At 51.7% G+C, this 19,638-nt stretch carries 13 protein-coding genes; 3 read left to right on the forward strand and 10 right to left on the reverse strand.

Annotation, left to right across the window (positions count from 1 at the left end; genetic code table 11):
- Positions 1-21: 21 nt before the first annotated feature.
- The 9 genes from ACQSGY_RS13900 to ACQSGY_RS13940 form a co-directional block, all read right to left on the reverse strand.
- On the reverse strand, positions 22-1,365 hold the full coding sequence (locus tag ACQSGY_RS13900; protein ID WP_427052322.1) for an LLM class flavin-dependent oxidoreductase: 1,344 nt from the start codon (positions 1,363-1,365) through the stop codon (positions 22-24).
- Positions 1,366-1,740: 375 nt separating this feature from the next.
- Entirely contained in the window at positions 1,741-2,016 is a 276-nt protein-coding gene (locus tag ACQSGY_RS13905) for a glutaredoxin family protein (protein ID WP_427052323.1), read from the reverse strand.
- Positions 2,017-2,363: 347 nt separating this feature from the next.
- Positions 2,364-4,019, reverse strand: a complete 1,656-nt coding sequence (locus tag ACQSGY_RS13910; protein WP_427052324.1) for a glycosyltransferase family 2 protein — start codon at positions 4,017-4,019, stop codon at positions 2,364-2,366.
- Between the two features lie 65 nt (positions 4,020-4,084).
- Positions 4,085-5,359 (reverse strand): GT-D fold domain-containing glycosyltransferase, encoded by a 1,275-nt coding sequence (locus ACQSGY_RS13915; protein ID WP_427052325.1) that lies wholly within the window; start codon positions 5,357-5,359, stop codon positions 4,085-4,087.
- A complete protein-coding gene (locus tag ACQSGY_RS13920; RefSeq protein ID WP_427052326.1) occupies positions 5,356-5,511 on the reverse strand; it encodes a hypothetical protein in 156 nt (51 codons plus the stop codon). Before ACQSGY_RS13920 ends, ACQSGY_RS13915 begins: the two co-directional genes overlap by 4 nt.
- A gap of 191 nt (positions 5,512-5,702) precedes the next feature.
- Positions 5,703-6,434 carry a sugar phosphate nucleotidyltransferase gene (locus ACQSGY_RS13925; RefSeq protein WP_427052327.1) on the reverse strand — a complete coding sequence of 244 codons (732 nt, stop codon included), beginning with the start codon at positions 6,432-6,434 and terminating at the stop codon, positions 5,703-5,705.
- A complete protein-coding gene (locus tag ACQSGY_RS13930) occupies positions 6,431-7,204 on the reverse strand; it encodes a glycosyltransferase family 2 protein (protein ID WP_427052328.1) in 774 nt (257 codons plus the stop codon). Before ACQSGY_RS13930 ends, ACQSGY_RS13925 begins: the two co-directional genes overlap by 4 nt.
- Complete coding sequence (locus tag ACQSGY_RS13935; RefSeq protein WP_427052329.1) at positions 7,201-8,319, reverse strand: glycosyltransferase family 2 protein; 1,119 nt, start codon at positions 8,317-8,319, stop codon at positions 7,201-7,203. Before ACQSGY_RS13935 ends, ACQSGY_RS13930 begins: the two co-directional genes overlap by 4 nt.
- A gap of 122 nt (positions 8,320-8,441) precedes the next feature.
- A complete protein-coding gene (locus ACQSGY_RS13940; protein ID WP_427052330.1) occupies positions 8,442-9,392 on the reverse strand; it encodes a glycosyltransferase family 2 protein in 951 nt (316 codons plus the stop codon).
- Positions 9,393-9,957: 565 nt separating this feature from the next.
- Here ACQSGY_RS13940 and ACQSGY_RS13945 point away from each other — a divergent pair.
- The gene (locus tag ACQSGY_RS13945) at positions 9,958-11,523 is read left to right on the forward strand and encodes a M4 family metallopeptidase (protein WP_427052331.1); all 1,566 of its coding nucleotides are present in this window, start codon (positions 9,958-9,960) and stop codon (positions 11,521-11,523) included.
- 147 nt (positions 11,524-11,670) lie between these two features.
- Here ACQSGY_RS13945 and ACQSGY_RS13950 read toward each other — a convergent pair whose 3' ends face one another.
- The gene (locus ACQSGY_RS13950; protein ID WP_427052332.1) at positions 11,671-17,064 is read right to left on the reverse strand and encodes a WIAG-tail domain; all 5,394 of its coding nucleotides are present in this window, start codon (positions 17,062-17,064) and stop codon (positions 11,671-11,673) included.
- A 355-nt stretch (positions 17,065-17,419) separates the two neighbouring features.
- Here ACQSGY_RS13950 and ACQSGY_RS13955 point away from each other — a divergent pair, with 355 nt between their 5' ends.
- Together ACQSGY_RS13955 and asd are read left to right on the forward strand one after the other, a co-directional pair.
- Positions 17,420-18,550, forward strand: a complete 1,131-nt coding sequence (locus ACQSGY_RS13955) for a YheC/YheD family protein (RefSeq protein WP_427052333.1) — start codon at positions 17,420-17,422, stop codon at positions 18,548-18,550.
- A gap of 84 nt (positions 18,551-18,634) precedes the next feature.
- Positions 18,635-19,429: an archaetidylserine decarboxylase gene (gene asd / locus ACQSGY_RS13960; protein ID WP_216518118.1), complete on the forward strand. Its 795-nt coding sequence runs from the start codon at positions 18,635-18,637 to the stop codon at positions 19,427-19,429.
- Positions 19,430-19,638: the final 209 nt, after the last annotated feature.

Genomic DNA, 19,638 nt, shown 5'->3' on the forward strand with positions numbered 1-19,638 from the left:
AAACAGGTACATGACGTTTGATTAGATGACGTTCGACTCTTCCTGTGTTCTGGCTGCGGTATAGCGGTTTACAGGCACCTGTACACCCAGATTGCCACGCAGCGTGTCATGCTCATATTCCGTGCGATAGATACCGCGTTCCTGCAAAATAGGCACGACCAGCTCGACAAAGTCGGACAATCCGCTAGGCAGTTCAGAAGCAATGATGAAGCCGTCTGCCGCTTCTGCCTCGAACCATTGCTGGATTTTGTCGGCCACTTGCTCCGGTGTACCCAGGAATTGACTCCGTGGCGTTGCGGCCCGCAGCGCAACTTCCCGCAACGTTAACCCCTGTTCTTTCGCATCCTTCTTGATTTTGTCTGTTCCGCTGCGGAAGCTGTTGCTGCCAATGCCATGCAATTCCGGGAACGGTTCATCCAGCGGATATTGGGTGAAATCATGATGCTCGAAGAAACGTCCCAGATAATCCAGTGCTTTATCAATCGTGACCAGACTTGCGATCTCCTGATACTTCTGTTCTGCTTCCTCTGCCGTGCGTCCTACAATGGGATTGATGCCTGGCAAAATGACGATATCCTGTGATGAGCGACCATAAGAAGCAGCTCTTGTTTTCACATCCTTGTAGAATGCCTGTGCATCTTCAATATTGTCATGCCCGGTGAATACAGCATCCGCTTCCTGAGCGGCCAGCGTTTTGCCATCGTCCGAAGAACCTGCCTGGAAAATAACCGGCTGTCCCTGCCGCGAACGAGCGATATTCAGCGGCCCCTGTACCGAGAAAAATTCACCTTCATGATTCAGCGTATGCAGCTTGGAAGGATCAAAGAATACACCGCTCTCCTTGTCTCGTACAAATGCATCATCTTCCCAGGAATCCCACAATCCTTTGGTCACCTGCAAATACTCCTTGGCAATGCGGTAACGCTCCGGATGGGTTGGATGATGACTTTTGCTGTAATTTTTCGCAGTACCTTCGAGCGGGGACGTTACTACGTTCCAGCCTGCACGTCCGTCACTGATCAGATCGAGGGAACCGAACTGTCTGGCGACTGTAAACGGATCACTGTAGGATGTGGAAAGTGTGCCGACCAGGCCAATGCGTGAGGTTACCGCAGCGAGAGCGGAAAGAATACTGATCGGCTCAAAGCGGTTGAGAAAGTGGGGAACAGATTTTTCGGTAATATACAGTCCGTCCGCGATGAAAACCAGATCAAACTTACCCTCTTCTGCCTTCAAGGCCTGACGTTTGTAAAATCCGAAATTCACACTTGCATCAGACAATACCTCCGGGTGTCTCCAGGTGGTGTTGCTTCCTCCTACACCATGAATGATCGCTCCAAATTTCAAACTACGTTTTGCTGTCATATGCCCTCCGCCTTCCTGAAATAAGTTATTGTACAAGAGTAAAATGGGGTCGTAAAATGAACGCTGCTTCTGTCGTACAAACACAAATTGAAAATTATGAAACCCGCTACCATCACAAAACTCTATTATTCCTATGAGTTTGGTTTGTTTTAATTTCACACAGCTTATCACTGCCCTGCAAACAGGTCAACCGTGCTTCTAATAGATTTTTTCTATAACGATATTGCAAATGTATATAAGGGGGATGAGGCCACAAAAATCACATCATATTGCCTATATTATCTATAATGCCGCCCGTACCAACCGTACGGTCCATGCAAATAAAACTTGTCATTCTCTGCTTTAATTTAAGATTCAGAGAGAATGTGGTTTTACTCAAACAGCAGCTGCTTCATCCACCTTTTCCAGCAACTGAGCCAGTTGATCCAGGTCTGCTTCAAGTAAAGCTTCGTATATTCCGTCTCTGCCCACTTCAATGACGGGCACATGCCGAATGCCGTATTTGGCTTCGAGCACATCCCGCAGCACATCGTTTCCCTGCACTTCGATGTTCTCGAATGGCTGATTATGCTCGTTCAGAAATGCTTTGACTTCTCCGCAGAAATGGCAGCCTTCTTTGCTCCACAGCACAACTTTTTTGGATGATGACATCGATATACCTCCCCGGTTACTTAAGTATCGTTTCCTCTTATTCAGATGATCTAAATCATAAATTCCTATCTGTTAAGTCGGTTTATGGCTATAATGTACTCCTGCGCGCTCCCAGGGTCAATGGATCTCCTAATAGAATACTCCTATAACTGCATAGAAAAATTGTATTTTATTTTTCGCACAATGAGGAAGCCGAACGCTTGTCACACTTCTATGTAAGTCATCACTGCAAAACCTCATGCGGAATGAACAGATCAGCCTGAACGTTCAGCCTAAAAGCTGCATATTCTGCTGTGCTGTTCATTCCGCATGTTTCATATACTGCATCAAACCGCGAGCGGTGGTCATTACAGGTCCTGGGTCAGCAGCTGCGGTGGCGCAATAATGGGCAAGCCTTCCGGGATCGTGTGGAGCAGTTCGACTGGTATCTGCTGTACATGTCTGGAGCTAACCCCCCAGCATTCCGCAGCATAACCCGACACAAACCTTCTGCGTTTGCCTTCGCTGATCTGATACCATACTTCGGGTGCGTTGGAAGCTGCAACGATGCTGCCTTCGGTAGCCACCTTGCCTGCATCCGAAGTTATGTCAGGCTGTGCATGCTCCGGTTCAAACGGCCAGCTGCGAATGTCCCCTGCAGCGTTTATCGGCTCACCTGAGGGGATGCCGAGCAGATCGGGTTTGGCTACCAGAACGGGCGAAATGCCGCGTGGAACTGGAATGTTCAGCTTGCGTCGCTTCCTGCCTTTTAAGGTGTAGGCGTCCCCTTTGAGATCGACAAGCAATGCCTCTTCGGGATAGAAATCGCTGCTGCGTCTGAGGCAGGAGATTGAAGTTTTCTTTTCAAGATCAAGGCCATCTGCCTGTGGATGCTTATCTCCCTTTCCATTGGCTAAGGGTACGTTCCGCCGGGATCGCGATTGGCTGTCCGCATGCTCTGACAGTATCAGCCGGGAGGTTTCGGCAATGAGCGTGTGGGGGTCTCCCCATTTTTCGCTGTAAAATTGTTCATTGCCCTGATTCACTGTGTTGAACTGCTGTTCTCCAAGCTCTTTCATGCTTACACTTCCGTAGTGATGAATAAACGCATCCCCCGCCACGGCAAGACGATATCCGAGCATACGCACGCGTACAATCCAGTCATCATCCTCAAAATTGCCTACCGTGTACCCTTCATCCAGATAACCTACACGCTCAAACAAATCTCTGGAGAACAGCCAGCAGAATCCAACGAGTCGGTCCGTCAACCGATGTTTGCCTGTATCCGGGCGATTCTGGCTGGCAGCAAAGGTCCACATCTCCTTCACATCATGATATGGCACCTCAATCTGCTGATCCCCGCCAATATAGTTCGTTACAGGACCCACCACACCGATCTGTGGATCACTGTTCAGGCAAGCCATCATATTCTCAAGCCAGCCTGGTGTAACAAGCGTATCATTGTTCAGCACGACAATATGACGTCCTTTGGCCATCATCAGACCAACGTTAACGCCCCCGGCGAAGCCCCGATTTTTCTCCAGTGCAGCCACTCTCACCATGCCTCCTTGGCGAAGCAGCGCTTCTGCCGTGCCATCCCGTGAGGCATTATCGACCACAATAATCTCGTAGGGAGCGGGGGTATGTTTCTCGATGCTCGCCACACATTGCAGCACATAGTCACGCTGATTGTAGGTCGGGATGATAATGCTTACGCCCTCAAAAACAAGGCCGAATGAATTTTGTCCCTGACGCACCCCGTCTTCATAACCTCGGCTGTAGCCCTGATTATAAAGCTTGGTGCTTCGAAGGCTTCGAGCATTTCTTTTGCCTTTGCGTGAGGACAACCGTCGATGACGGCTGCCTGCTGCATGAAGCAGAGCGGTCGCCGATGCCTCGGTACGATGAGCAGCTTTGCTCAATGATGGTCCAGACTTTTTACTTTGACTGCTCTCCTGCGAGCCGCTTATTCTATTTTTTCGTGCGTTGCATGTGTGATGAGACGTTTTTTTTGATTTCTTCATGCTGCTTCCTCCATTCCACCCGTCCTGCAGCAAAGCCCGTTTGATCCCCTGCTCAGGACGATCTGCTAGAACTGAAGCTCTCCTGTCACCAGTTTGTCGGCCAAATGTCCAAAATCGAAAGCCACTTTACCCAATTCTCCAGCAATACGTCTGCATAGCACCACTGCCGGAATGCCCGCTGCAACTAGCGCAATATCAAAGGTATGCTCCGCAGCATGCTGCATCACTCTCGGAATATCTGCCATCCCCGCCACAGACGGAAGTATACCTGCGATCTGTACTCCATGCTGATGCAGCAGCACTCCCAAATCTGCTGCCTGACTGCCGATAAGCAGCACCCTTCGTCCTTGCAGGATGGGAAGCAGCAAACGCGAATGATGCAGGCTGTAATTGATGGTTGAGCTGGTCAATTTCAGACTGGACCAGTTGATCCCGAAATGGCGCAGCACCGGGAATAACAGTCCTTGAAATGTTGGTGCGCGTGAGATGGGTACTCCCACCCAGTCCGCACCTTGGATAGCTTCCGCCAGCATCGCGCGGATGTCCGGCGTGGAGCATGGCACCCCTGCATACGGCAGAAACGGTGCCAGCTCCTGCACTTCAAGAGCGGGCAGCACCGTATCCGCTGCCAGCGTAAGCAGTTCGCCATCCCCGAGGCGAACAACAGACAGGGGGCGCTGCTCATCAAGCGCCGCCATGATGTGACCAGCCAGCTCATGAGGGCTGGCCAGCCGGGTCAGGCTGGGCGCATACTGGCGGAATCCCGCCTCGATCAAATCTGACGCTGCAACAGCAGGCAGAATATGATCCGGCGGGATGTGCTTCGCCACCAGCGCCTCGCCCCCGGCGTATACGCCGTCGCGGTAACCCGCGGCGTAACCGCCGGGCACTGCCGCCTGCGCCGCCGGCGGCACGCCGTTTGCGCTGCCCGCACCCGCAGCAGCGCCTTCCCGCCCCGCGGGCAGGGCGACGACACCCTGCGGGTGTGTCGTCTGGCGCGGGGCGGGGCCAGCACCGCGGGCAGGCATCGCCTGTGGCGAGCTTGCATGCGGTGCTGGCTGTGGCGCACGGCGCATCGCCGTGCGCTGCTTGGCGCGGGCCGCGGCGCGGCGGCCCTGCGCGGAGGCGTGCCTGCGCTGGGCCGAGCCCTGGCGCAGGCGGCCCTGTGCCCGGCCAGCCAGCGCAGCACGGCTTGCACGCGCCGCCCTGCCCGCATGGGGCACAGCCCGGGCTCTGCCTGATTTGCCCGTAGCTATTACACCGCCAGCTCCGCCCGCGCGTCTCACACCACCAGCCTTACCTGCATTCTTTCTGCTCCCTGTTCTCCCTGCGCCCTTCACATGCCCCACTTCCCTGCATTCTCCGCTTGTACCGCCACGTGCCTTATACTCCCTGCCTTACTTGCACTCCTTCTGCTCCCTGTTTTCCCTGCACCCTTCACATGCCCCACTTCCCTGCATTCTCCACTTGTATCGCCCTGTCTACGTGCCATATACTCCCTGCTTTACCTGTACTCCTTCTGTTTCCTGCTCTCACACCAATCCCTCCTTGAACATGGAAAAGGATCGCCGCTGACGCTGCGCAAAACGCCGGAGCTTTCTTCAAGGCTCCGGCGCAAGCTTAGCTTCGATCATCTGTGTCGATCAGGCACCGCACAGCGGCTGTACTATCGGTTTATATCCGTTATGGCAGCTGCCCCTTCATACGCTCAGCTGCCTCCTGGAGCGACTCAAAGGTACCTGCGTCGCTCCAGTATTTTTGCAAAATGTCGTACTCCAGTCCGCCACTGGATGCATAGTGATTGTTGACATCCGTGATCTCCAGCTCTCCGCGGGCCGAAGGTACAATGTTATGAATCAGATTAAACACATGATCATCATACATATATATGCCGGTTACACAGTAAGAGGTCTTCGGCTGGCTTGGCTTTTCCTCAATATATGCGATACGTTCCGGGTGCTGCTCGTCAAAAACAGGCACACCGTACCGCCGCGCATCATCCACCCCTTTGAGCAGTACACGTGCGGTACCGGCAGGCTGCTGCATATATCGATCCAAGTAAGGCTTCAAATCATCGCTGAACAGGTTATCGCCCAGCAGCACCACAAATCTTTCGCCCGGAAGAATAAAAGTAGATGCCAGATCGAGCGCTTCAGCAATGCCGCCGGCTTTTTCCTGAATGCGATAGGTCAGCTTGACCCCGTGATCTGCTCCGCCTCCAAGATACTCCGTATACAAGCCTGCGGAATGTTTATTAATAACAATCAGGATATCCTCAATCCCTGCCTGACGAAGCCTGTCGATGCCATACATAATCATCGGATGTTTGCCGACGGGAAGCAGATGTTTATTAATAAGCCGGGTCAGAGGGTACAATCGGGTCCCTGTGCCGCCAGCAAGAATTACACCTTTCATATCTTGTTCCCTCCTTCATCGGATATGTCCATATATTCAAGTGGATCGACATGCCATTTATTGATAAAAATCGAACGGTTGCGCTCAAGCAATTGTTTCCATTCGATCGGATCCGTCTTTTGAAAGCTCGCACTGCCTTGATGATGTACGAGTACATCACCACACACCAGCAGTCGGAATCCCAGCAGCCTCGCCCGGTAACAGTAGTCATCGTCTTCATAATGCCCCGGGGAGTACGCTTCATCAAGCCATCCTGCCGCATTCAGCACACTTCGTTTCATCAGCATGCACAGTCCGACAATTCGCCGCACTTCCCTCCATCGCGACGCATCCGAAACGTTACTCGCAGTAGCCAGCTCCTGAAAATGTGCCATATCCCGAAACTCTATCTGCACCTGTTGAATGCCGCTGGCATAATTGGTCACCGGACCAACGATGCCCACATCCTCAGCACTGTACAGTGCTGCCCGCATATTTTCCAGCCAGCGGGATGTCACGGTAACATCGTTGTTCAGCAGCAGCAGCTCATCCCCGCAGGCGGCGCGCAGCCCTGCATTGCAGGCCGCCGGGAAACCCCGATTTTCAGGCAGACGAACAAATCGTATGCGCTCTCTGGCACAAAACTCGGCACTCCCATCCGTCGAACCGTTATCCACAACGATAATCTCGTATGGTGTTGATTCCCCTGTGTATGTTCGAATGGCCTCCACACAAGGTTTTAACAGTGAAACTCCGTTATACGTCGGTATAATTATGCTCGTCAGCGTCATCTCGCGTTCCTCCTGTATGCAACCTCTGCCCGGGAGAGAACACTCGACTGGGCAGCGTTACCGCCTGACTTCAGCCAGACAGCCAGCGCTTCCAGATGATCACCCAGAATCAGTCTGGCAACCTCGTTGTTGCTCCCTGTATTCCCGGGGCGCAGCCGATTGGAGCGGATGACGTCCACCTGACTCGGAGCAGATATCCGTAGCCCGTGCAGGATGGCAAGCATCTGTGCTTTGGGTGGAACCGCCAGTGAAGCAGGTTTCACCGTCTCAATCATTCGTCTGGATACAGCATGCGGCACAGCAGTCATCGAGTTCGAGCCAAGCTCCCGCCTGCCCAGCGTATGGTTCAAATACGCTTTAATGCGGCTGACCTCATCCTGCTTGGCAAATGGCGGAAGCAGAGAGGTCAGATTGTTAAGTGCAACATCCTGTCCCCGGTCAACAGCGAAGAGAAAAGGCGCCAGCTCCTCGGCAGGCACGACCATATCCCCATCTACAAACAGAACCGTCTCCGCATCCGTCATTTTGACTCCCAGTGCGCGCCCTACATCATGTCCGGCCCGGTCTGGTTCATACACAAGCGTAATGCCCGGCTGCTGCAGCACCCGCTCCAGACTGTTATCTGTCGTTCCGTTTAATACAACTACAATATCACGCAAGGGCAATCGTTTCAGCTGGATCAGCACCTGCCCCAACGTTCGTTCCTCATTGCAGGCACAGACTACTGCAGCGGCGGTATGGCGGAGAGCGAGCGGTACAATGTCTGGCGAACGGCCAGAGGATTGGGCATACCCCTGCATAAATGCTTTTCCCGCCTGCATAGCATCCTCCAACTGCTCCAGTCCCGGTTGATCCGCTGCGTAAGCCTGCCATGCAGCCCGAGCATGTTGATTCACCAGATCGGCATCCATCGTCGAAGATTTGCCTGCAAGTCTGCCCGCTCGCCAGTACGAACGAAGGTCCAGTCCCAGCTGCCGTTCTTTTCCTCGACTGCTCTTCTGACGAAGCTTGCGTGTTGTGCCTTTCCCGGATAGGGGCCTGCTCCGTAACCTTCTCGCGGACGTCCGCCTAGCCACCGTGTGTCTGCGAACCGCTGCTTCTGGTCTCGTTTTCATTGCTGTCACCTCCGATCATACTGCAGCCGGCACAGAACCCCATTCACGATTGCGACTGACCTATCCCTCTCCCCTACCGCAGCTGGGTCATAACCGCGCTCACCATCCAGCTGTTCGTCCCTCTATATGGTCAAACTGCGAACACGCTGTAAGTCCGGAAAACCGCCTCGCGCACCACGCGTATCGGTAATCCAGCGAATAGCCTCCAGATGATCCTGTTGCACAAGTTGGCTAAGCAGATCAGCTTTGTTTCGTTTCTTGCTGCGAACAGCATTCAATCTTCCCACAGGCACATGATGAACAGCCTGCACCCGAAGCCCCCCAACGATCGCTTTCGCATGAGCAAGCGGCGGAATTTCCAAAGAGGATGTCTCAATGATCTCCAGTGCTCTGCGGCTGATGGCGTGCGGAACGGCTGTCATGGAAGCCCCGCCAAGATCGGATCTGCACAGCAGACTGTTTAACATATGTTTCGCTTCAACAACCGGATGCACCGGATTTCGTGTCACCGGTCCGTTGTAATCGTTCAACGCAACATCAACACCTTTCAGCACTGCCTGCACGAATGGTGCAAGATGTTCAGCCGGAACCTTGATATCCGCGTCGGTAAACAGCAGAATCTGCCCTCTTGCAGCTGCAGCCCCGGCTCTGCGTCCCCCGTCATGCCCCAGCGCTTCTGCATATTGAATCACACGTGCTCCTGCCCGCTTGGCTTCGCTGGCCGTAGCATCGGTCGATCCATTCACAATAACCAGCACCTCCGCATCACGGCATATTCGCAAGCATTCATGGACTACAGCCGCAATGGTACGCTGCTCGTTCATCGCTGGAATAATAACGGACAGCAGAGGCACGTGAGCATCTTCCCCGATCTGGTGAACCGTTTCCCTATCATCACGAACAGGCTTCCCCTTCTCTTGAGCAGCCTCGTCAACCGTGACGGGTGCGATGAGCACGTAGGCCTTTGTACCCTTTTTCCTCCCAGAATACTTTTGTTTTTTCCTTGCCGCCCCTCCGGAGCGTTTATTTCCTGTTTTTGTTGCAAAACGGGCTTTAATCCGTTGTTTCCGCAACCATTTCACCTCCCGCAAATCGATCCTGATCATGCCAAGGGAGTACACGTTATTCTATGTATTCGTGGAGCAGTGGAAACGGCTTTTGCCCTTGCTGTATGCAGGTTCTAAGCATCGATTGATGCAAAACAAGCCTTTAATTTTGACAAAATTCGTCAAAAAAATCAGATTCCACATCGTTTCCCCGTCTTTAGACACAATTTTGTTAAAAAGCTGACATAACATCTTTTCCAAACTTTTACACTGTGATACTATACGATTCAAGCCGATGATATTTACAATTTTAACCTTCTCAAGAACTCACGTTCCTAACTTCGCTTTCTCCATTCATTTATTGACCTTTGGTTAGTTATAGCCATTAGTCTTCTTCTCCCGCCGTGTACTTGGCAATTGCAACAACCTTGAAAGGAGTGATGCCATTCCATAACTGTTATTCACACATTTCTGTTAGCCCCTCTTCTCATCCAAGCTCCACACTCCGCCCTGCCCGATGCAGACGGACAACCAGCCGAGATAGGCATAATCCCTTTTTATTAAAATTTGATCCAGAAAGGAAGAGTATACGATGAAATTTGCCAAAGTTATGCCAACGATTCTTGGAGGAGCACTGCTGCTTGCTTCCGTGTCCCCTGCTGCCGCTGCCCCGATCTCTGATTCATCCATTCCATTTGAGGCTCCATACACCTCTGAGGAGAGTATACTGTTGACCAATAATCCGGACGAAACCATTTACAATTACCTGGGGCAACAGGAGCAATTCCTGAATGCCGATGTCAAAGGCCAACTCAAAATTATTAAACGCAGCACGGACACTTCCGGCGTAAGACACTTTCGTCTGAAGCAGTACATCAAAGGTGTTCCGGTATACGGTGCAGAGCAAACGATCCATCTGGACAAGAACGGAGCAGTAACTTCTGCGCTTGGCGATCTCCCGCCAATTGAAGAACAGGCTATCCCGAATGATGGCGTTCCCGCAATCAGTGCAGAGGATGCCATCCAAGCCGCCGAGAAAGAAGCAACCTCCCGTATTGGCGAGTTGGGCGCACCGGAGCTTGAACCAAAAGCCGAGTTAAACATTTATCATCATGAAGAAGATGGTCAAACCTATCTTGTTTACATTACAGAAGTTAACGTGCTCGAGCCTGCTCCGCTGCGAACCAAGTATTTCATTAACGCCCTGGACGGAAGCATCGTATCCCAGTTTGATATCATCAACTTTGCCACAGGTACAGGTACTGGCGTGCTGGGTGACACCAAAACGCTGACCACCACGCAATCCGGCAGCACCTTCCAATTGAAAGACACCACTCGTGGTAACGGCATTCAAACCCATTCAGCGAACAATAGCTCCTCTCTGCCAGGAACCCTGCTTACCAGCTCCAATAATATATGGACAGACCGTGCAGCTGTAGATGCACACGCTTATGCTGCAGCCACGTATGACTTTTACAAAAATAAATTTAACCGCAACAGCCTTGATGGCAATGGATTGTTGATTCGCTCCACAGTACATTATGGCTCCAACTACAATAATGCCTTCTGGAACGGGGCACAGATTGTATTTGGTGACGGCGACGGCTCATTGTTCCGTTCATTCTCTGCTGACCTGGATGTTGTCGGTCATGAATTAACACACGGGGTCATCGAGTATACGGCCAATCTGGAATACCGTAATGAACCGGGCGCTTTAAATGAAGCTTTTGCCGATATTATAGGGAACACCATTGAGAGCAAAAACTGGTTGCTGGGTGATGATATCTATACCCCTAACATTCCAGGTGACGCACTGCGCTCCTTGTCTAACCCTACGCTGTATGGTCAACCCGACAAATATAGTGACCGTTACACAGGTAGTGCGGATAACGGCGGTGTGCATACCAACAGCGGTATTATCAACAAAGCTTATTACCTTGCAGCCCAAGGTGGTACACATAACGGTGTAACGGTTAGCGGAATCGGCCGGGATAAAGCAGTTCGTATTTTCTACAGCACGCTGGTGAACTACCTGACGCCAACCTCCAAATTTGCAGCAGCCAAAACAGCGACAATTCAGGCAGCCAAGGACCTGTATGGTGCCAATTCCGCTGAAGCTACGGCCATCACCAAAGCTTATCAAGCGGTAGGTTTGTAAAAAAGAAACCCGACCGTTTCGCTCCCCTCATGTCCGAACGGTCATAACGGCAAACAGCAGAAGCGGTGCCCGGAACAACTGCCGGACACCGCTTCTATCTATGCATATGTCAGATTCAGACCTTACAGATAAATGTTAAAGCAACAGTCAGGCTGATGGTCCTGCAGCAATCCAGGACAACAAACCGTACGTATGCTTGCAATCTGCTGTGCGGGTAATCTCCAGCACTGCTTCATCCTCGCTCTGAGATAACAGCGACACCTGGAATCCGCGATCATTACTCATACCCACAATCACATAATGCTCCGAATCAAATGACTCTTCAAAAACAATCGTGACCTCCGTGCATACCTCATCCCCTGGCAAAATAAAGGCTTCCATACCAAACTGCTGCACAACCGGCTGTTTGCTTACACTGCGCACAGGCTGAAACGCCAGATGCTCGGCATGCACAGCACCGGCTTGCAACTGCTCGCTGCCTACAGAAGCATCACACAGATGCTCTTGTGTCACTGATTGAGGCTCAAGTGTATACGTTACGGGAATAACCGCTTCGGGACGTTCAGAGTCGGCCTCATCTGAAGCTGCGATGTGCTCTCCTGTCTGTATCGCCTCAGGCTCAGGCCATTCCGCAGCGTGCTTACCGTCTGTCAGAACAGCTTGCTCCTCATATTCATCGGCTAACCCCAGCAGATCCTGCAGCTTCCAGTTTCCCACCTGGAGCGCATTCTGTGTATCGTTATCCTCCGGCGATTCCTCTCCATTGTCTCCCCAGGTGAACAAACCTTCATTTTGCATACCAACGGATTGCATAAGCTGCTGCACTTCCTGCATCGCTTCCTGCCGTTTGAGCTCAGCAAGCTGTTCCAGCGTCTCCGCACTGACCTGACGAATCGCATTCCAGATTTCTTCGCTCAAATGAGCTGTACCTACAATGCCTTCATTCAAGTGATCGGACGTAATACTTTGCTCACTCAACTTGCTACCGTCAATGGCACGATCAGCCAGATGCACCGATGATATCGTTCCTTCTGCAAGCTTGCTGCCGTCCACACTGTTGTCTGCGAGTTTGGATGCAGTAATTGCACCATCTTGAAGATGAACTGTGCCTACCGCTTCTTCGCTCAGATGGTAGAAAGCGATGCTGCCTTCCGCTATATGATCCCCATGGACCTCGCCTGCTGCAATATGCGCAGCCTGCACACTCTCTCCCGTTAAATGAATGCTGCTTACTGCACCTTCTACAAGCTTGCTGCCATCTACGCTGCCCTCTGCAAGTTTACTGCCATCCATACTGTTATCCGCGAGTTTGGAGGCGGTGATTGCACCATCTTGCAGGTGAACTGTACCTACGGCGTCTTCGCTCAGATGGTAGGAACTGATGCTGCCTTCCGCTATATGATCCCCATGAACCTCGCCTGCTGCAATATGCGCAGCCTGCACACTCTCTGCCGTTAAATGAATGCTGCTTACTGCACCTTCTGCAAGCTTGCTGCCATCTACGCTGCCCTCTGCAAGTTTACTGCCATCCATACTGTTATCCGCGAGTTTGGAGGCGGTAATTGCACCATCTTGCAGGTGAACTGTGCCTACGGCTTCTTCACTCAGATGGTAGGAAGTGATGCTGCTATCCGCTATATGATCCCCATGGACCTCGCCTGCTGCAATATGCGCAGCCTGCACACTTTCTGCCGTTAAATGAATGCTGCTTACTGCACCTTCTGCAAGCTTGCTGCCATCTACGCTGCCCTCTGCCAGCTTACTTCCGTCCATACTGTTATCTGCGAGTTTGGAGGCGGTAATTGCACCATCTTGCAGGTGAACTGTGCCTACGGCGTCTTCGCTCAGATGGTAGGATGTGATGCTGCCTTCCGATATATGATCCCCATGAATCTCTCCTGCTGCAATATGCGCACCCTGCACACTTTCTGCCGTTAAATGAATGCTGTTTACCGCATCTTCTGCAAGCTTGCTGCCGTCTACACTGCCTTCTGCAAGTTTACTTCCATCCATACTGTTATCCGCGAGTTTGGAGGCGGTAATTGCACCATCTTGCAGGTGAACTGTACCTACAGCGTCTTCGCTCAGATGGTAGAAAGCGATGCTGCCTTCCGATATATGATCCCCATGAACCTCGCCTGCTGCAATATGCGCAGCCTGCACACTCTCTGCCGTTAAATGAATGCTGCTTACCGCATCTTCTGCAAGCTTGCTGCCATCTACGCTGCCCTCTGCAAGCTTACTGCCATCCATACTGTTATCCGCGAGTTTTGAGGCGGTAATTGCACCATCTTGCAGGTGAACTGTGCCTACGGCTTCTTCGCTCAGATGGTAGAAAGTGATGCTGTCTTCCGATATATGATCCCCATGAATCTCTCCTGCTGCAATATGCGCACCCTGCACACTTTCTGCCGTTAAATGATTGCTGCTTACTGCACCTTCTGCAAGCTTTTTGCCGTCTACACTGCCATTTGTAAGTTTACTGCCGTCCACACTGTTATTCGCAAGTTTTGAGGCGGTAATTGCACCATCTTGCAGGTGAACTGTACCTACCGCTTCTTCACTCAGATGGTAGAAAGTGATGCTGCCTTCCGATATATGATCCCCATGGACCTCGCCTGCTGCAATATGCGCACCCTGCACACTCTCTGCCGTTAAATGATTGCTGCTTACTGCACCTTCTGCAAGCTTTTTGCCGTCTACACTGCCTTCTGCAAGCTTACTGTCATTTACACTGCCATCTGCAAGTTTACTTCCGTCCACACTGTTATCAGCGAGTTTGGAGGCGGTGATTGCACCATCTTGCAGAAGTGCAGTGCTAACCGATTCCTCCTCCAGATGTTCAGTCCCGATGCTACGCTCCAGAATATGGTGCGAAAGCACCACTCTATCCTGAAGATGACGAGAATGCACCGCGCCCTGCTGCAAATGAGCTGCACCTACAGCTTCTGATTGCAGATGCAGTCCGCTGATCAGTCCCGGCTGCATATGTGCTTCCGATACAGAGAGTGGCGCAAGATGTCCGCTTTGCACAATCCCAGCCGCCAGATGACGGGAACATATCGCCTGTTCGGCAATGTGCTCACTGTCTATTACATTTGCTTTCAGATGAGTACCATTCACAGCCTGGGCAGCCAAATGCTCGGACTTGATGCTGCCGTCAGCAAGGTGCTGTGAATCGACAGCATCCTGCCGCAGGTGCTCGCTGCCTACTGCTCCATGCTGCAATGCCTCTCCGGATACCGAACCAGAGGCCAGATGTTCTGTCGATATTGCTGCTGGACGCAGCTTGCTTCCAGGAATACTGCCATTGGCAAAGAGTTCGGGATTGCGTACCTCATCCGACAGATGTTCCAATGAAACAGCATGCTGCTTCAGATGATATCCGCGAATCGTTTCCGCAGGAATATGTTTGGCAACAATGCTTTCCGCCATAATTTTGGAGGAGGTGATGCTGCCGTCAGCCAGCTTTGCCGAGGTGACCGACAGATCTGCCAGCTTATCCGTGGATACACTTTCAGGTGAAAGTTTAGGTGATGTCACGGCATGGTCTGTCAGATGCGGCGGGAAGATCGAGCCATTCGCGAGAAGTGCGGAAGTGATGCTGCCCGGTGCTATTTTGTCGGTTGTAATGGCTGCACGTGACACGGTGTCCGTCTGAACACTTCCGGGCTGAAGATGTGGTGCACCTACCGCACGTTCTGTCAGGTGCTCGGATTTCACTCCATACGGACGAAGTGCCTCCGAGCCCACACTGCCTGGGGTCAGATGTGCTGATGTAATGGCTCCGCCCGCCAGATGGGAAGAGCTCACCGCACCTGCAGCCAGAACTCTGCCATTTACCGAGCCGGGTCCAAGTTTTTCAGACGTTATACTTTCGGCAGCCAGCTTCGCAGTCGTTACCGCTTCATCCTGTAATTGAAATGATCCAACCGATGACTCTGTCAGGTGTTTCTCCAGAACCGATCCAGCTGCCAGCGCATCAGCAGATACACTTTCCTCTGATAGATGAGCTGTTTCGATGCTGCTGTTGGCCAGATGAATCGAATGAATGGCTCCATTATCGATATGAACGGGGGTAATACCGCGATTGGCGATATGCTCTGCACGAATCGAACCTTTGGTGAGATGTTTCCCCTGTACGGCTTCATCGGCAATTTTGGAAGCAATAACACTCTGGTCTGCCAGCTTCGAAGAAGTCACAGCCTGCTCCAGCAATTTGGCCGTTCCCACGGACTGGTCTGCCAGCTTGCTGCTGCTGATCGCACCATTAGCCAGATGCTCAGTGCCGATTTCGGCACTGCCAATCTGCTCACTGCCGATTGCACCAGCTCGAATCTGTGCCGATCCGATCGAACCATCCACAAGATGTTTTCCATTTAAAGCATGCTCTGCTACATGCCGGGTTTGAATAGCTCCGTCCTCGATCTGTTCGCTGCCGACGCTGCCACCTAACAACTGATTACGTCCTATTGCCCCCTCTGCCAGATGAGCCTGCTTAATCGAGCCTGCCTGAATATGACGTGAATCGATGGATTGATCTTCAATTTTACTGCCAGTCACCGCGCCTTCACGAATTTTGGCACTCGTGACTGCATCGTCTGCCAGCTTTGACGTATGCACTGCACCACCGGCTAAATGGCGCGTTTCAATACCGCTGATCGCAATTTTGTCTGCGGTTACCGCGTGATTCTGAATCAAATCCTCAGTGACCAGCAGTCGACTGAGATGTCTCGTTCCAATCGAGCCATCCGCAATTTTGGCAGCATCAATAACCTGATTGCTCAGCTTCTGTGAAGTGATGCTGCCGTCCCGGATTTTATCCCCGGCAATCGAGGCATTTCTGATTTTGTGACCGGATACAGAGCCATCAATCAGATGCTCCTCTGCAATGGAAGCTTCAGCAAGCTTAGCAGATACGATCGCACCGTCTGCAATATGAATGCTCGTCACCGCATAATCCTGCAAAGCTTCACTGCCTACTGCCCCTGACTTCAGCTTGGATGCATCTACTGCAAAGGGCGCCAGCTTGCTTTCGGTCACAGCAAAATCACTGATGTCATCCGTGTAGATATAATGCCCCTCATGACCAGGCATCCGGTTCTGATTCAGCTGTTCCAGGTGCTGCTTGCCCGCGAGCCACCTCGAATTCTCCTGTTTTTCCTGAGGGGGAGCAATACTGCTGATATAAATCTCTCTTTCCACAGTCGTCTGGACAGTATCCTCTTTCTGTTCCAGGCTTGGAGCTTCGGGTGATAATTCATCCGAATGTGGTTTATTGAGAGCTTCCGATTCCATAACGACTTCGGGTTTAATCTGCACGAACTCGGACTCCGGTGTGACAGCTTCCGGCTTTGCTGTCGTTTCAGCAGCAACTGCTTCGGCAGCAATAGTGTCCGGAACCGAATTCTCTTCCTTTTTCACTGCTCTTTCCAGCTTTGTGGATTCAATCCGCCGATCGGTCAGCTCCAGTTCCCTGAATTTTGGACTGATATGAGGTAGCTTCGGCGGTGAAATCTTTTTTTTGCCCTTTTTATTCATGAGGCCAGCTCCTTCCCCTAACGTTCGTCTCCCGCATCATATGCTTCATTCTGGGCATCTGCCACATTTCTGGGCCGACTTTTGCAATATCTGCAATCTGCTATAAGCGAATTCAGACCATAGTCCATACCTGTCCAGCTGTAAATAGGCTGAACACAAACAAGTGACAAGGCGGCTGTCCACGCCCCATTCCTGCTCCGCTCATAGGATATGATGTCTGAGCATACACGGATGCATTGGAACGCATCTGCACACCGGTCAGTGTTATCGCGATGTCAGAGCCAAGCACTAGGCAGACCGGCGTGCCGAAAGGACAACGATGGAGGGTCGCGATAACAACGAAGGAGGAACGGTCATGCCTCAAGAAACGATCGGCATCATGTTCGATTCACGCATGTACCGGGGGATACCGGCCGGAAGGACCGGTCAGGAATCACTCGCTAATTATGAGCTGGCCGCAGCCAGCTTCGGATTAACACCCTGCTTTTTACGGCTGGAAGATATTGATCTGGAACGTAAGGTATGCAGGGCTTATGTGAAAAAAGAAGGGCAATACGTCCGTGAGCGCATAACCCTGCCCTCTGTTATTCATAACCGGGCGCTCCAGCTCCGAGGTGCGGAGCAGAGACAGATCACACGTTTACTGCTGCAAGGCATTCAGGTCTACAACGTACGTAATCGCTACCACAAGCATCATGTGCATGACATGCTGCAGCAGGACCCTTTTTTGAGAGCACATCTTCCCTATGCCGTCAAAGCAACTCCCGAATCCCTTGCCTATATGATGCGGCATTACAATGATCTCGTCATTAAACCATCTAATGGCAGCATCGGTCATGGCATTATGCGGCTGTTTCAGCAGGAGGGGCATTGGAAGCTGACCTGTGAAACCAGAGCATCGCGAAGCGGATGGGCAACCTTTCGCTTGAATCGGGGGCAGCTGCCTTCCGCTGCACTTCGGCGGATATTCCGCCACACGTACCTGATTGAAGAACGCATTCCACTCATCCGGCATGAGGGGAGGCCTGTCGATCTCAGAGTAACCGTACAGCGTGGTGGTGACGGGTTATGGAGCGTAACAGGCATGTTTGCCAAAGCAGCACCCGCCCATACGTTTGTCACCAACATCGCCCAGGGCGGGAAAGTGATGACGATCTCTGAGGTATTAGGGCTAAACGAGCCAGGGACGGGGCTATTCCATCTTGAAGCTCGAATCGCAGCAGTAGCTGCACGAATTGCGCACACGTTGAGTTCCAGTCTGCCACATCTGGCTGATCTGGGCCTTGATCTTGGCATTACGCGAGGGGGAGACATTTTCTTCATTGAATGCAATGGACGAGACCAGCGGTATGGTTTTCGCAAAGCAGGCATGAACGAGCATTGGCAGATGACTTACAGCAAACCGATGGCATATGGACGTATGCTGCTGGATCAGAAATTCAGCATTCCAAGACAGCCGCAAACCTATGATCGCGGATTGTATTGATTTCACTCGTGATTTGTGTCAATATTATGCAGAATGGCCGCTTTTGCGGCCTTGAAGTTTGTATTAACCCTAAGGGGGATATTCATGGCAAAAACGCTGTTGCGATTAATGACCGAGCTATCTTCGCGCAAATGGATCTCCCGGACCGTGGGAGCCTTCTCCAAAAGCCGGGGAAGCAAGGCATTTATCCCTTATTTTGTCCGGACCTACAACATCCCTGCACAGGAAGCCGAGAAAGACTGGAAGGAATATCGTTCCCTGAATGATTTCTTTACTCGCAAATTAAAACCCGGGATGCGCCCGCTGGATTCTTCAGAACATGCTTTGATCAGCCCCGTTGATGCCAAAATTACAGCAGCCGGCCCGATCTCCGCTGGAACCATTCTGAATGTTAAGGGACAAAATTATACACTTGCTGAATTATTAAATCACTCTCCGCATCTGGAGAAGTACAAGCATGGCTACGTATTTGTACTCTATCTCAGCCCGCGTGACTATCATCGTATTCATGCACCTGTCAGCGGTCGCAAAATGGAGAGCGAGCACATTAAGGGCAAGGTTTATCCTGTCAATGATTTCGGACTCACCCATATGAAATCGGTGCTCAGCCGGAATGAACGGCTCATTACGTATATTGAACATGACTATGGTGAAGTAGCGGTTGTCAAAGTTGGTGCGATGAACGTGAGTAGTATTCAATATGCAGATGCAGATGCCCGCGCCTGGGCTCAGGGAGACGATCTGGCTTATTTTGAATTTGGCTCAACCGTTGTGCTGCTCATGCAGACAAACACCTTCGAACCAGCACCTGACTTGAAGCCGGGAGATTCCGTAAAAATGGGTTCTTTACTTGGCCGCCTGAAGCCTAAGCAGTCATAAGTGCATATGCAAATAAAGAGGATGGCACACCACCTGCAATCAGGTGTTGCGTCATCCTCTTTATTTATGCTTTGTATACATGCATGGCGGAGCACCGCTTCGCCTGAATCATCTGTTTAAATTAACGTTAAAACCAGATATCCTGCGGTTCCTCCACTTGCACCAGCCGGCGCATACGATTCCGGTAAATGCTGTATCCCCTCATCGAA

This window comes from Paenibacillus sp. TC-CSREp1, from assembly GCF_050171015.1.
Taxonomy (GTDB): domain Bacteria; phylum Bacillota; class Bacilli; order Paenibacillales; family Paenibacillaceae; genus Paenibacillus; species Paenibacillus silvae.

What these genes read in the sequence shown, in the direction of transcription:
- ACQSGY_RS13930 (WP_427052328.1), bottom strand. Translation starts at nt 7,204, where the DNA reads ATGACGCTGACGAGCATAATTATACCGACGTATAACGGAGTTTCACTG.
- ACQSGY_RS13920 (WP_427052326.1), bottom strand. Translation starts at nt 5,511, where the DNA reads ATGGCACGTAGACAGGGCGATACAAGTGGAGAATGCAGGGAAGTGGGG.
- asd (WP_216518118.1), top strand. Translation starts at nt 18,635, where the DNA reads ATGGCAAAAACGCTGTTGCGATTAATGACCGAGCTATCTTCGCGCAAA.
- ACQSGY_RS13905 (WP_427052323.1), bottom strand. Translation starts at nt 2,016, where the DNA reads ATGTCATCATCCAAAAAAGTTGTGCTGTGGAGCAAAGAAGGCTGCCAT.
- ACQSGY_RS13935 (WP_427052329.1), bottom strand. Translation starts at nt 8,319, where the DNA reads ATGAAAACGAGACCAGAAGCAGCGGTTCGCAGACACACGGTGGCTAGG.
- ACQSGY_RS13900 (WP_427052322.1), bottom strand. Translation starts at nt 1,365, where the DNA reads ATGACAGCAAAACGTAGTTTGAAATTTGGAGCGATCATTCATGGTGTA.
- ACQSGY_RS13910 (WP_427052324.1), bottom strand. Translation starts at nt 4,019, where the DNA reads ATGAAGAAATCAAAAAAAACGTCTCATCACACATGCAACGCACGAAAA.
- ACQSGY_RS13945 (WP_427052331.1), top strand. Translation starts at nt 9,958, where the DNA reads ATGAAATTTGCCAAAGTTATGCCAACGATTCTTGGAGGAGCACTGCTG.
- ACQSGY_RS13955 (WP_427052333.1), top strand. Translation starts at nt 17,420, where the DNA reads ATGCCTCAAGAAACGATCGGCATCATGTTCGATTCACGCATGTACCGG.
- ACQSGY_RS13950 (WP_427052332.1), bottom strand. Translation starts at nt 17,064, where the DNA reads ATGAATAAAAAGGGCAAAAAAAAGATTTCACCGCCGAAGCTACCTCAT.
- ACQSGY_RS13925 (WP_427052327.1), bottom strand. Translation starts at nt 6,434, where the DNA reads ATGAAAGGTGTAATTCTTGCTGGCGGCACAGGGACCCGATTGTACCCT.